The sequence below is a fragment of the Brevundimonas sp. TSRC1-1 genome (assembly GCF_049898245.1).
GTDB lineage: Bacteria > Pseudomonadota > Alphaproteobacteria > Caulobacterales > Caulobacteraceae > Brevundimonas > Brevundimonas mediterranea_A.
In genome coordinates this window covers 765,616-777,936 of record NZ_JAFCXI010000002.1, presented here as the reverse complement: position 1 = coordinate 777,936, position 12,321 = coordinate 765,616, and the positions used below count along the sequence as shown (strand labels likewise).

The 12,321-nt window shown below is 65.6% G+C and carries 13 protein-coding genes; 11 read left to right on the top strand and 2 right to left on the bottom strand.

Translation table 11 applies throughout. The annotated features are described in order from the left end of the window. Window positions 1-80 precede the first annotated feature (80 nt). Both ACP7CK_RS09750 and mmcB read left to right on the top strand, forming a co-directional pair. A complete protein-coding gene (locus ACP7CK_RS09750; RefSeq protein ID WP_426025874.1) occupies window positions 81-725 on the top strand; it encodes a hypothetical protein in 645 nt (214 codons plus the stop codon). Window positions 726-821: 96 nt separating this feature from the next. Further along, a complete protein-coding gene (gene mmcB / locus ACP7CK_RS09745; RefSeq protein ID WP_183197465.1) occupies window positions 822-1,268 on the top strand; it encodes a DNA repair putative endonuclease MmcB in 447 nt (148 codons plus the stop codon). A gap of 1 nt (window position 1,269) precedes the next feature. Here mmcB and ACP7CK_RS09740 read toward each other — a convergent pair whose 3' ends face one another. Both ACP7CK_RS09740 and ACP7CK_RS09735 read right to left on the bottom strand, forming a co-directional pair. Next, a complete protein-coding gene (locus tag ACP7CK_RS09740; RefSeq protein WP_426025873.1) occupies window positions 1,270-2,058 on the bottom strand; it encodes a C40 family peptidase in 789 nt (262 codons plus the stop codon). Between the two features lie 82 nt (window positions 2,059-2,140). After that, window positions 2,141-3,523, bottom strand: coding sequence for a leucyl aminopeptidase family protein (locus tag ACP7CK_RS09735; RefSeq protein WP_426025872.1), 1,383 nt, complete (start codon window positions 3,521-3,523; stop codon window positions 2,141-2,143). A 324-nt stretch (window positions 3,524-3,847) separates the two neighbouring features. Between ACP7CK_RS09735 and ACP7CK_RS09730 the strand changes: the two genes are divergently transcribed. The 9 genes from ACP7CK_RS09730 to ACP7CK_RS09690 all read left to right on the top strand — a co-directional run bounded on the left by ACP7CK_RS09730 (window position 3,848) and on the right by ACP7CK_RS09690 (window position 12,285). Further along, window positions 3,848-4,972: a sulfotransferase domain-containing protein gene (locus tag ACP7CK_RS09730; protein ID WP_426025871.1), complete on the top strand. Its 1,125-nt coding sequence runs from the start codon at window positions 3,848-3,850 to the stop codon at window positions 4,970-4,972. Between the two features lie 149 nt (window positions 4,973-5,121). Continuing rightward, window positions 5,122-5,937: a tetratricopeptide repeat protein gene (locus ACP7CK_RS09725; protein ID WP_426025870.1), complete on the top strand. Its 816-nt coding sequence runs from the start codon at window positions 5,122-5,124 to the stop codon at window positions 5,935-5,937. A gap of 247 nt (window positions 5,938-6,184) precedes the next feature. Further along, complete coding sequence (locus ACP7CK_RS09720; RefSeq protein ID WP_426025869.1) at window positions 6,185-6,850, top strand: HAD-IA family hydrolase; 666 nt, start codon at window positions 6,185-6,187, stop codon at window positions 6,848-6,850. A 63-nt stretch (window positions 6,851-6,913) separates the two neighbouring features. Then, a complete protein-coding gene (locus ACP7CK_RS09715) occupies window positions 6,914-7,804 on the top strand; it encodes an AraC family transcriptional regulator (protein ID WP_426025868.1) in 891 nt (296 codons plus the stop codon). A 73-nt stretch (window positions 7,805-7,877) separates the two neighbouring features. After that, window positions 7,878-8,333, top strand: coding sequence for an iron-sulfur cluster assembly scaffold protein (locus tag ACP7CK_RS09710; protein WP_426025867.1), 456 nt, complete (start codon window positions 7,878-7,880; stop codon window positions 8,331-8,333). Between the two features lie 78 nt (window positions 8,334-8,411). Beyond that, complete coding sequence (yidD, locus tag ACP7CK_RS09705) at window positions 8,412-8,663, top strand: membrane protein insertion efficiency factor YidD (protein ID WP_008261575.1); 252 nt, start codon at window positions 8,412-8,414, stop codon at window positions 8,661-8,663. After that, window positions 8,660-10,597, top strand: coding sequence for a threonine--tRNA ligase (gene thrS, locus ACP7CK_RS09700; RefSeq protein WP_426025866.1), 1,938 nt, complete (start codon window positions 8,660-8,662; stop codon window positions 10,595-10,597). The genes yidD and thrS overlap by 4 nt, the downstream gene beginning before the upstream one ends. A gap of 91 nt (window positions 10,598-10,688) precedes the next feature. Then, window positions 10,689-11,678: a UDP-glucose 4-epimerase GalE gene (gene galE / locus ACP7CK_RS09695; RefSeq protein ID WP_426025865.1), complete on the top strand. Its 990-nt coding sequence runs from the start codon at window positions 10,689-10,691 to the stop codon at window positions 11,676-11,678. Between the two features lie 106 nt (window positions 11,679-11,784). Beyond that, window positions 11,785-12,285: a ferritin-like domain-containing protein gene (locus ACP7CK_RS09690; protein ID WP_426025864.1), complete on the top strand. Its 501-nt coding sequence runs from the start codon at window positions 11,785-11,787 to the stop codon at window positions 12,283-12,285. Window positions 12,286-12,321 lie beyond the last annotated feature (36 nt).

Genomic DNA, 12,321 nt, shown 5'->3' with positions numbered 1-12,321 from the left:
TCTATGGACTGATTAAGGACAATGTTCAACCCACCCACAATAAACTTGCATTATGGGGTTCGTTGTGAGATCGGTTGCTCATGAGTTCCGATCTCGACACCACGCTGGTCACTGTAGATGACATCCTCGCGGCGCTCCGCGAGCGTGAAGAATTGACTGCTCGTCTTTCTGATGTGGAGCGTAAGATTCAGGGGATCCGGGCATTTATCGGAGAGGCCCGATTTTCAGCAATCAGCCCCATCAGCACAGGCGCTGCCGACGCACCCGCGACCCCACCCTCTTTTCGATCTGTCTTGCAAGAAGCCTTGGAAAATGCCCCTCGCGGCCTCACTTATCCGGAGCTACGTGAGATCCTTATTGATGCAGGGTTCGGAGAGCGACTAGAAAACTCACCTAACAACTTTTTCAACGCGATTGGGCGACTTTTGTCGCAGAATAAGGCTGTAAAGCGCGGCGGCCGGGTATTCTGGATGAATTTCTATGAGGCTCTCAGCGACGATGAATTGAGTGCGCTAGATGGTCACGACCAAGCCCACACTACTCCCGAAGCGATAATTGCCACCCTAAAGGAGGCTTCCGGTCCCCTGAAAGCTGCGGAAGTCATCGACATAATGGTCCAAACGCACAGCTATATCAAAGCTACAGCGATCTACGCTGCGCTAAGCCGTTTGACGAAAGACCGCACTCTCAAGCGTGATGAGCATAGCCGTTATTCGGTAGCCTGAACCTCTGGACCGGGGTCGAGTGGTCTGGACACGGCAAACTTAAACTGACCCACTACCCAGCTTGCAATCAGAACATATCCGGAACATAAATCCGGCATGGCCGCCACCGCAGTCTCGCTCGAACTGGTCTTCAGCCGGCCGGAAACCACCCTGTCGGTCACACGGGGGACGGCGCGGCTGATGCTGGACATGGGCTATGCGCCCCTGCTGGAGGTCTGCCTGCCCAATGGACGGCGGGCCGACGTCATGGCGGTCGGGCCGAAGGGCGACATCGTCATCTGCGAGGTCAAGTCGGGGGTGGAGGACTATCGCGTCGACCGCAAATGGCAGGAATACGGGCCGTTCTGCGACGCCCTGTATTTTGCGGTCGCGCCGGAGTTTCCACAGGACGTCCTGCCGGAGGCGCCCGGGCTGATCGTGGCCGACGGCTTCGGCGGGGCTGTCGTGCGGACGGCCCCGGTCAGTCCGCTGGCGCCGGCGCGACGCAAGGCCCTGACCCTGGCCTTCGCGCGGCTGGGGGCGATGCGGACGATGCGGGATTAAATCAGAGGCGGCGGAAGACGGCGGAGGCCAAACCTTCGGCCGTCAGGCGCGCCTCGACCTCGGCCAGGGCCTCGATCACGACCCCGCCCTTGTCGCCTGTGGAATGGATGATCCGTTCGGCGTCGATCATCAGGGCCGAATGGCCGGTCCAGTCCTGATCGCCGCCGGGCGCCAGCCAGACCACGATGTCGCCGCGCAGGTGCGGGCCGGCGGGGGCCGCCTGGCCCAGTTCGGCCTGGGCGTCGGAGCGACGCGGACCGGGCAGGCCGCAGGCCAGCAAGGCCTGCTGCACCAGGCCGGAACAGTCGGTGGAGACGGAGGAGCGGGCGCCCAACTCGTGCGGCCGGCCCAGCAGGCGTTCGGCCACGGCGGCCAGGTCGCGTTCGAAATCGCCGACGGGTTGCAGATCCGTCTCGGCCAGGCCCTCGGCCGTCTCGACCACCAGGGCGTTCAGCGGCAGGGCGGCGTCCACGGCGGCGACGCGGCGGGTCGGCAGGGGCGCCCCGGCCGACAGACTGTCCAGCACCACCCAGCCGACCACGCCGTCACGGCGCGCCCGGCCCCAGGCCCGACCGTTGGCCCGGTCCAGAACGTCGAAGATCTCGCCGTGCAGCAGCTGGTCGATGCGGTCGTCTCGGTCCGACAGGATGTCGGCCACGGCGACGCGGCAATGCATGGGCTCGGTCTTGCGATAGGCGGACGCGCGCACCAGCCCTTCCAGCGCCTGTTCGGCGAGGTCGGGGCGAGCGAGACGGTCGCCGGTCGGAAGAAGGTCGAGGACGTCGGTCAAACGTGGACTCGCATGGTTGAACCCAAACCCTATCGTCAGATGCCGAAGGGGCCGTTAACAGCCGTCTTTTTTCTGAAAGAAATCAACAGAACCGCGTTTTCAAATAGTGGAAACAAGCCCTTAGGGCCTGAGCCTCGCCGCCTTCGGGATAGCCGGGCCGGGCGCGGGGGTTCCAGGCGAAGATGTCCATATGCGCCCACGCGCCGGTGGTCGGGGCGAAGCGCTGCAGGAACAGGGCGGCCGTCACCGACCCCGCCTGGGCCCAGGCCGAGGAGTCGTTCTTCAGGTCGGCGATCTCGGTGTCCAGAGCGCTGCGATAGCCGGCCCACAGCGGCATCCGCCACAGAGGGTCGCGCACCGCGGTCGCCGCCGCCAGCAGGCCCTCGGCCAGGGCGTCGTCGTCGGTATAGAGGGGCGGCAGGTCCGGCCCCAGGGCGATTCGCGCCGCCCCGGTCAGGGTGGCGAAGTCCAGGGTCAGGTCGGGCCGATGCTCGCCGGCCCGCGTCAGGGCGTCGGCCAGGATCAGCCGCCCCTCCGCATCGGTGTTGCCGATCTCGATCGTCAGCCCCTTGCGGCTGTTCAATATGTCCCCCGGCCGAAAGGCGTCGGCCGAGACGGCGTTCTCCACCGCCGCCACGATGACCACCAGCCGCACCGGCAGATCGGCCTGCATGACCAGCCGCCCCAGGGCCAAGGCGTGGGCCGATCCGCCCATGTCCTTCTTCATGTTCCGCATCCCGGCGGCCGGCTTCAGGTCCAGCCCCCCGGTGTCGAACACCACCCCCTTGCCGACCAGGGCCACCAGGGGCAGATCGGCCTGGTCCAGCTTCCAGCCGATCTCGATCAGGCGCGGGGCGCGGTGCGGCGCGGCGGCGCGGCCGACGGCGTGGACGGCGGGATAGTTCGCCTCCAGCAGGGCGTCGCCCTCGGTCACCGTGATCGCGGCCCCGGCGCTCTCGGCGATCTCGCGGGCGATGGTCTCGATCTGCAACGGTCCCATGTCGGCGGCGGGGGTGTCGACCATCTCGCGCGCCAGGGCGCAGGCGGCGACGATCCGCGTTGTCTCGGCGAGGTCCAGCCCCTCGGGCGCGACCAGCCGGACCGGCGTCTTGTCCGGCCTGGCCTTGTAGCGGTCGAAGACATAGGCCCCCAGCAGGAAGGCCAGGGCGGCGGCCTGGGCCTGATGCGGCTCGGTCTCCAGACGATAGAGGCCGCCGGGCAGGCGGGCGGACAGGCCCCGCGCCGCCATCGGATCGAAGACCGGCCCCGTTCCGACCAGGACCTGGCCGATCCCGTCGCCCTGGGGCGCGATCAGAAGCTGACCCGGCTTGCCCTCGAACCCGTGCAGATCGGCCCAGCGTCTAGCGGCCGCATCAAGCACGCTGTCCGGGTCGACAAATCGGATTGGAATCGCGGCGCTGCCCTGGGAAGCGAGCTCTAGGAGGCTGTGGAACTCGCCCGTCATGGGAAATCCTTATCGAGGTCGGCGGATGGTCTAAGCCCGGCCTATCTCATACGGACATAGAATGGCGAGATCTCCGCGTCTCGCGCCTCTCCGCACACCAGCCTAGAATTCTGAACCGCACCACGTCGAGCAGCATTTGAGCTGCATAGCCGTTCAAAAATGTCATCCCAAGAAGGCCAAATTAGCCTGGGGAAGCACGAAACAGTCGAGCCAAGGAGCGGACGCTTGCAATCCCGTTTCCAAAGCGAGCTTGTTTAATCGTTGCAATCACGTCAGATATTTCACGACAAAAATATGTCTTCGCATTAGAGTTGAACACAATCAATGCTGATATTGACGTTAGGAACGCAAGCGAGCGCTTCGACTTGGATCTTCAACGCCGTGAGAGCTATATTCTCTGTAAACGAGATTCACGCCGCAAGCGCGATGAGTGAAGAAGGTTGCCAATTTCTCGGCATGATGCCCTCAGGCTTTGACCACTTCATTTTGAAATCACACCGAATGGATAGTAATCTTATCAATTTGGCTCGAATATCGTCATCCAAGGTTATAGTTACTTCTAGAGATCCTCGCGATGTTCTAGTTTCGCAAAAAGAGCGGTTCGATTCCGAGTATCGAGATCAAATAGGCTCGTTGTCACGCTCCCTAGTATCAATTGCTTCGATCCCCACGTCGCTTGACACGATGCACCTTCAATATGAAGATAGATTTTTTGAGCGTAGCGACACAATTCGTCGCCTCGCGAGTTTTCTATCGCTTCCCGTTACTGACGAGCAGTGCGAGTCTATCTTCGCCGCCTTGTCCCCCGAGGCTGTTCGAGCACAGATCTCGACATGGGTTTCAGAAGCCGCACCTCGCGACACAGAGGAATGGGACATGGCGACCCATTGGCATCCCGGGCATCTCGGGGATGGCCGATCCGGCAAGTGGGTCGGGGCCCTGCCAGACGTTGCGCGAAAAGCCGCTGAGGGCGCCCTAGCGCCTTTCCACGCCCCAAAAGACTTCCGCTCAGAAGAGACGTTTTGGTCCCCTTACCTGTTCAACGGACCAGAAACTGATAGGGGGGGGGCTGTAACCTTGAGCGTCAATGGGGAAGCGAGCTTGCTTGTTCACGGCCCCTACTTGTGCCTTCCCGTGGGGAGATGGATGATGCGCCCCGTTCTCAAAGCGCCCTCCGATGGTCGTTTGATCGCTATCAAGATGGACGCCTACACCTACGCCGATGACCGGGGTGTGATGGAGATGAAGACCTTGGTCCTGCCTATCACCGCGAAGAAGGCGCCAAGTTTAGAGATTGACGTCGTGGATCATCTTCACCCTCTTGAGTTTCGACTGTACTCCGTGAACGACGGTCGTAAGGGAACTTTCGAGTTCGGAGGCGTGCGTTTGAAATACCTCGGAGAAAGCTCGAACTTGGGTTTGCATCCCGCCATGTCTCGAGTTGCTTGAAGGATCGTCGTAGCCATAAAGATTTAAGGCTCCGCCGTCCGGCGCCAGTCGGCCGAAATGCGATCATGAAGCCGAATAGCTGATCTTAACCAACAGTTGACGCGAACCGGCGATTCTGGGGGCGACCGAGGACCGTCAGGACTCCACCCATGTCGCCCATGCCCGCCCTTCTCGCAACCGCCGCCCTGCTCAGCCTCTCGGCCGCACCGGCGCTTGCGGCCGATCCCGCCCCCGCCCAACAAGGCCGCGCCCCGGCCCCGGCCGAGACCCGCGCCGCCTATGAACGGATGGACGCCCTGTCGCGCTCGGTCTTCTGGGCCGGGGAGCAGGAGATCAATCCGGCCGATCCCGTGGCCGGGGTGAAACTGGCCCAGGCCCTGCGCGAAATGGGGCGGTACGACCAGGCGGTCCAGACCGCCGAGGGGGTGCTGACCGTCCAGCCGGCCAATCTCGACGCCCTGCTGGAGCTGGGTCGCGCCCATATCGCCCGAGGCCAGGCCTTCTACGGCGTCGCTCCGCTGGAGAAGGCGCGCGACCTGGCGCCGCGTGACTGGCGGGCCTATTCGCTGCTGGGCGTGGCCTATGAGCAGGTGCGTCGGTTCGACGACGCCCACGCCGCCTGGAACCAGGCCCTGGTCCTGTCGCCCGACAATCCCGACGTCCTGACCAACGCCGCCACGGCCGCCCTGACGCGCGGCGACGCGCCGGGCGCCGAGACCCTGTTGCGGCGTGCGGCGGCCCAGCCCGCCGCCTCCAGCCGGGTGCGCCAGAACCTGGCCATGGTGGTGGGCCTTCAGGGCAAGATGGGCGAGGCCGAACAGATCCTGCGCCGCGAACTGCCGCCCGAACAGGCCGAACAGAGCCTGCAATGGCTGAAAGCGCGCAATGCGGCGGGCGACGCGACGGCTTCGGGCGGGACGACGCCGGACACGGCCCGGACCTGGAGTTCGCTGCAGGGCGGTTGAGCCGCGATTTCAGACTCACAAAAACATAGTCTGAATTGTCTGAATCGTCTGAAATCTCCCTCATCCGAACTCTGGCCGCCCCTGCGGCGGCCACACCCCAGCCAGGATCGCACGGATTGGAAGACCGACAGGTCGAAGGCCGCGAGATTTCGTCAAGCCGTTGAAAACACAGGCGGCGAACGAGCGTCATTACGGGGGCTGGCCGGCGTCCGGTTGCCCCCGGTCCAGACCCGTGCTGGATAGGCGCATGGCTTCTCCCCACACGCCCAAGACCTATCAGGCCTTCCTGTTCGACCTGGACGGCACCCTGATCAGTTCGACCGCGGCCGCCGAACGGGTCTGGACCCGCTGGGCCGAGCGGCACGGCCTGGACGTGGCGCGTTTCATTCCCACCATCCACGGCGTGCGCGCGCCCGACACCATCCGCCGCCAGAACCTGCCGGACATCGACCTTGCCGAGGAGGCCGCCTGGGTCGAGCGCGGCGAGATCGAGGATGTGGACGGGGTCGTCCCCATTCCCGGCGCCCTGGATTTCCTCAAACGCCTGCCGCCCGACCGCTGGGCCGTGGTCACCTCGGCCAGCGTGCCCCTGGCCCGCGCCCGCATGGCCGCCGCCGGGGTCGAACCGCCCGCCGTCATGATCACCGCCGAACGGGTGGACCGCGGCAAGCCGGACCCCTCGGGTTATCTGCTGGCGGCCCAAACCCTGGGCGTCGATATCAAGGACTGTCTGGTGTTCGAGGACGCCGAGGCCGGGATCACGGCCGGCGAGGCCGCGGGCGCGGACGTCGTGGTCATCACCGCCGCCTGGACCCATCCGCTGGAGACGCCGCACCCGACACTGGCGGACTACGCCCAGGCGCGGCTGGAGGTGGAGGCCGACGGGGCGCTTGGGTTCTCGATCGAGACCTGAGCATTCCGGGTCAGGCTCGGCCGCCCCTCTTCCCTTATCTCCAGCCGTGCCAGGGAGGTGCGGATGAGCCGAAGCGTCATCGACAACTATCATGCGCGGATGCGCCGGGTGCTGGTCTTCATCGACCAAAACCTGGGGGCGGATCTGAACGTGGAGCTGCTGAGCGACGTGTCGGCCTTTTCCAGACACCATTTCCAGCGGCAGTTCTCTTCGCTGTTCGGGATCAGCGTCGGTCGGTACGTCCAACTGAAGCGGATGAAGCGCGCCTCCTACCGGCTGGCCTTTCGTGACGGGGCCAGCGTGCTGGAGATCGCGCTCGACAGCGGGTTCGAGGGGCCGGAGGCGTTCAGCCGCGCCTTCCGACGTCATTTCGACCAGAGCCCGACCGAGTTCCGAAGAGCGCCCCGCTGGACGCCCTGGCTTGCGGCCCAGACGCCGCTCACCCAAGCCCGGAGCCAGACCATGACACCCACCACACCCACCGAAGCCGAGGTTCGCATTCTCGACTTCCCGGAAACCGCCGTCGGCCTGCTGACGCACAGCGGCGATCCCGCCCACATCGGCGACACGATCCGTCGTTTCATCGCCTGGCGGAAAGCGGCGGGCCTGCCGCCGAAGATCAGCGCCACCTTCAACATCTTCCATACGGAGCCCGAGGATGACGCCGCCGCGCCCCATCGCATCGATCTGTGCGCCGCAACCCGGCGCGCGATCCTGCCGAACGCGGCGGGCGTGGTCGCCGGCGTCATCCCCGCCGGACGCTGTGCGGTGCTGCGACAGGTCGGCGGCGGCGACGATCTGAGCGCCTCGGCCGCCTGGCTTTATGGGCAGTGGCTGCCGCGCAGCGGACACGAGCTTCGCGACTTCCCCCTGTTCGCCCAACGCGTCAGCTTCTTCCCCGACGTACCGGAGCATGAGGCCGTCACGGACATCTTCCTGCCGATCCAGTCGTAGGCCGCCGTTCTCCCTCTCCCCTGCAGGGGAGAGGGAGGTTTCGCGGGCGCGGTTGTCGTCCTATGTTCGCACCATGATCGACGATCTCTACAGCGCGCGCATCCTGATGCTGGCGGCGAACCTGCCCCATGCGGGGCGGCTGGCGGCGCCGGGCGGGACCGGTGAGCGGGTGGCCAAACTGTGCGGGTCGCGGGCGACGGTGGATGTGACGCTGGACGACCAGGGCCGGGTCATCGACTTCGCCCAGGACGTCAAGGCCTGCGCCTTGGGCCAGGCGGCCGCCGGGGTGCTGGGCCAAGCCGTGATCGGCGCCGCGGCCGCAGAGATCGCCGAGGCGCGCGACGCCTTGTCGGCCATGCTGAAATCCGGCGGCGAAGGCCCCATCGGCCGGTTCGAGGATCTGCGGGTGCTGAGGCCCGTCGCCGACTATCCGGCGCGTCACGCCTCCACCCTGGTGGCGGTCGAGGCGACGCTTGAGGCCGTGAACCAGGCCCTGGCGGAACGAACTCGTCTCGCCGGCGCGGCCTGACGGGCTCTCAGCGGTTGATCCCCCTGCGATGACAGGGGATAAGCGCGGCGAACCCATCCAGCCCCGGCGAAGGGACATATGTCTCTCTATGAACGCGGCGTCCGCGCGGCCCATCGGGGCTACAAGCTGACGCTGTCCCCCCTGATCGGCCAACAGTGCCGGTTTCTGCCGACCTGTTCGGACTATGGGCGCGACGCCCTGATCCAGCACGGACCGCTCAAGGGGGGATGGCTCACCGTGCGTCGCCTCTGTAAATGCCATCCCTTCGGCGGCTCGGGCTATGACCCGGTTCCGCCTGCAAAGACTGACGAAAAAGAACAACAGTCATGATCGATCTGAAATTCCCTGACGGCGCCGTGCGCCAATATCCGGCCGGTTCGACGGCGCGCGACGTGGCGACCTCGATCTCGCCGTCCCTGGCCAAGAAGGCGGTGCTGGCCGAGCTGAACGGCGAGCAGCGCGACATGGGCCGGGTGCTGGAGACGGGCGGCGACTTCCGCCTGATCATGCGCGACGATCCCGCCGCCCTCTACACCATCCGCCACGACACGGCCCACGTCCTGGCCGAGGCGGTCCAGACCCTGTTCCCCGGCACCCAGGTCACCATCGGCCCGGCCATCGAGGACGGCTTCTATTATGACTTCTATCGCGACGAGCCCTTTTCGACCGACGACTTCGCCGCCATCGAGAAGGAGATGGGCCGGATCGTCGATCGCGACGCCAAGTTCGAGCGGGAGGTCTGGGACCGCGACGAGGCCATCGTCTTCTTCGAGGCGCGCGGCGAGAAGTTCAAGGCCGAGCTGATCAAGGACCTGCCCGAGAACGAGACCATCACCCTGTACAAGCAGGGCGACTGGATCGACCTGTGCCGGGGCCCGCACTTCCCCTCGACGCGCCATGTCGGCAAGGCGTTCAAACTGACCAAGCTGGCCGGCGCCTACTGGCGCGGCGATTCCAAGCGCGAACAGCTGCAGCGCATCTACGGCACCGCCTGGGCGACCAAGGAAGACCTGGACGCCTATCTCCAACGTCTGGAAGAGGCCGAGAAACGCGACCACCGCAAGGTCGGCAAGGCGATGGAGCTCTTCCACATGCAGGAAGAGGGCCGGGGCATGGTCTTCTGGCATCCCAAGGGCTGGATCCTGTGGCGCGTGCTGGAGGCCTATATGCGCCGCCGCCTGGACGCCGCCGGCTATGTCGAGGTCAAGACGCCCCAGGTGCTGGACCGCAAATTCTGGGAACAGAGCGGCCACTGGGACAAGTATCGCCCCAATATGTTCGTCTGCGAGACGGTCGAGGGCGAGACCCTGTCGCTCAAGCCGATGAACTGCCCCGGCCACGTCCAGATCTTCGACCAGGGCCAGCGCTCGTACCGCGAACTGCCGCTGCGCATGGCCGAGTTCGGCGCCTGCCACCGCTATGAGCCGTCGGGCTCGCTGCACGGCCTGATGCGGGTGCGCGGCTTCACCCAGGACGACGCCCACATCTTCTGCCGCGAGGACCAGATCGTCGAGGAGACGTCCGAGTTCATCAAACTGGCGCGCAGCGTCCACGCCGACCTGGGGATGGAGACCGCCTATATCAGCCTGGGCACCCGCCCGGAGAACCGCGCCGGTTCCGACGAGTTCTGGGACAAGGCCGAGGCCCTGATGGCCGAAGCCGCTCGCGCGGCCGGGACCGAGCCGGTGGTCACCGAGGGCGACGGCGCCTTCTACGCGCCCAAGCTGGACTTCATCGTCAAGGACGCCATCGGCCGTGAATGGACCTGCGGCACGATCCAGCTGGACTATGTCCTGCCCGAGCGGCTGGATGCGACCTACATCGCCGAGGACGGCCAGAAGCACCGGCCGGTCATGCTGCACCGGGCGATCCTGGGCAGTTTCGAGCGCTTCATCGGCATCATGATCGAGAACTACGCCGGCGCCTTCCCCCTGTGGCTGGCCCCGGTCCAGGCGGTGGTGGCCACCATCACCTCGGACGCCGACGACTACGCCCGCGACGTCATGGCCCGCTTCAAGGCCGCCGGCCTGCGCACTGAGATCGACCTGCGCAACGAGAAGGTCGGCTACAAGGTCCGCGAACACTCGGTCGGCAAGGTGCCCGTTATCGCCGTGGTCGGCCGCCAGGAAGCCGAGCAGGGCCTGGTCGCCATCCGCCGCCTGGGCTCCCAGGCCCAGACGGTCGTGACGGTGGAGGAGGCGATCCGCCTCCTGACCGACGAAGCGACCCCGCCGGATCTGAAGCGATCGCTAGCGGCTGTTTGAGGCCGCCTTCACGGCGAACGCCGCCTAGGATAAGTACAGCCTCACCATGCTCCCGTGTCCGTCCGGGCAAGGTTCGAAGGAGGGGGCAGTGATGTCCAGCACCATCCTGGTAACTGGCGGCGCCGGTTACGTCGGCTCGCACGTCTGTCTCGCGCTGTCCCAGGCCGGCTTCACGCCGTTGGTCTACGACAATCTGTCGAACGGCCATGAGAGCTTCGTCCAGTGGGGCGCGCTCGAGATCGGCGACATCCGCGACGGCGCGCGCCTGGATGCGATCATCGCCAGGCACAGGCCCGTCGCACTTCTTCATTTCGCCGCCCTGATTGAGGTCGGGGAATCGCTTGAGGAACCCGGCCGCTTCTATGACAACAATGTCGTGGGCGCCCTGACCATGATCGAGGCGGCGCGGCGAGGCGGGATCGAGGCTATGGTCTTCTCCTCGACCTGCGCCACCTATGGCGACCCCGCGTACCTGCCGATGGACGAGGCCCATCCCCAGGCGCCGCTGACCCCCTATGGCCGGTCCAAGCTGATGGTCGAGCAGGCCTTGGCCGACTATTCGACCTATGCCGGCTTCCGCTCGGTCTGCCTTCGCTACTTCAACGCCGCCGGCGCCGACGAGGACGGCCGGATCGGCGAGCGCCACCACCCCGAGACCCACGCCATTCCGCTGGCCCTCCAGACGGCCCTGGGTCAGCGTCAGGGTTTCAAACTGTTCGGCGACGACTATGACACGCGCGACGGCACGGCGGTGCGCGACTACATTCACGTCATGGACCTAGCTGACGCCCACGTGCGGGCGCTGAAATACCTGCTTGCCGGCGGCGAGACGACGGTCTTCAACCTGGGGACGGGGACGGGGACGACGGTCAAGGAACTGATCGACACCATCCGCCGCACCACCAACCGCCCCTTCCCTGTCGAGACCGCGCCGCGTCGCCCTGGCGACGCCCCTTGTCTGGTGGCCGACAACCGCCGGGCGCGCGAGGTTCTCGGCTGGCGGCCGACCCGGACCCTGGAAGACATCGTTCGCACGGCCTGGCGCTGGCATGCCGCCGAGCGGGAGGTGCAAGAGGCCTAGGCTATTGAAGCCCTGCGCACGAAACCGTTCACAGGAACATAAACCCGCCTGATCGCTTGTGATGGGGTGCGCCCCCGCGCCCCATCACAATTTGCGAGAGACGATCATGGCCGAGAAAACCCTCGACACCCTGTTCCACGACACGCTCAAGGACATCTATTACGCCGAGCGCAAGATCCTGAAATCCCTGCCCAAGATGGCCCGCGCGGCGCAGTCGCCCGAGCTGAAGGCCGCCTTCGAAAAGCACAAGGATCAGACAGAAGGCCAGATCGAACGCCTGCAGCAGGTGTTCGAGATCATCGGCAAGGCCCCGCGCGGCAAGACCTGCGACGCCATCGAAGGCATCCTGGCCGAGGGCGAGGAGGTAATGGAAGAATACAAGGACAACCCCGCCCTCGACGCCGGCCTGCTGGCCGCCGCCCAGGCGGTGGAACACTATGAGATCACCCGCTACGGCACCCTGAAGCGCTGGGCGCTGGTGCTGGGCATGAAGGACGCCGCCGCCCTGCTGGACGAGACCCTGCAGGAAGAGTCCCAGACCGACGAAGACCTGACCGGCATCGCCGACGCCGCCGTCAACAAGGACGCGATGAAGTCCGCCGCCTGATCCTGTCGGCCGGATAAGGAACGGAGGCGGCCGCGC

Bases quoted from the DNA above. Each gene is read 5' to 3' on its own strand.
- ACP7CK_RS09750 (WP_426025874.1), top strand. From the start codon at position 81: ATGAGTTCCGATCTCGACACCACGCTGGTCACTGTAGATGACATCCTC.
- mmcB (WP_183197465.1), top strand. From the start codon at position 822: ATGGCCGCCACCGCAGTCTCGCTCGAACTGGTCTTCAGCCGGCCGGAA.
- ACP7CK_RS09735 (WP_426025872.1), bottom strand. From the start codon at position 3,523: ATGACGGGCGAGTTCCACAGCCTCCTAGAGCTCGCTTCCCAGGGCAGC.
- ACP7CK_RS09730 (WP_426025871.1), top strand. From the start codon at position 3,848: ATGCTGATATTGACGTTAGGAACGCAAGCGAGCGCTTCGACTTGGATC.
- ACP7CK_RS09725 (WP_426025870.1), top strand. From the start codon at position 5,122: ATGTCGCCCATGCCCGCCCTTCTCGCAACCGCCGCCCTGCTCAGCCTC.
- ACP7CK_RS09720 (WP_426025869.1), top strand. From the start codon at position 6,185: ATGGCTTCTCCCCACACGCCCAAGACCTATCAGGCCTTCCTGTTCGAC.
- ACP7CK_RS09715 (WP_426025868.1), top strand. From the start codon at position 6,914: ATGAGCCGAAGCGTCATCGACAACTATCATGCGCGGATGCGCCGGGTG.
- ACP7CK_RS09710 (WP_426025867.1), top strand. From the start codon at position 7,878: ATGATCGACGATCTCTACAGCGCGCGCATCCTGATGCTGGCGGCGAAC.
- yidD (WP_008261575.1), top strand. From the start codon at position 8,412: ATGTCTCTCTATGAACGCGGCGTCCGCGCGGCCCATCGGGGCTACAAG.
- thrS (WP_426025866.1), top strand. From the start codon at position 8,660: ATGATCGATCTGAAATTCCCTGACGGCGCCGTGCGCCAATATCCGGCC.
- galE (WP_426025865.1), top strand. From the start codon at position 10,689: ATGTCCAGCACCATCCTGGTAACTGGCGGCGCCGGTTACGTCGGCTCG.
- ACP7CK_RS09690 (WP_426025864.1), top strand. From the start codon at position 11,785: ATGGCCGAGAAAACCCTCGACACCCTGTTCCACGACACGCTCAAGGAC.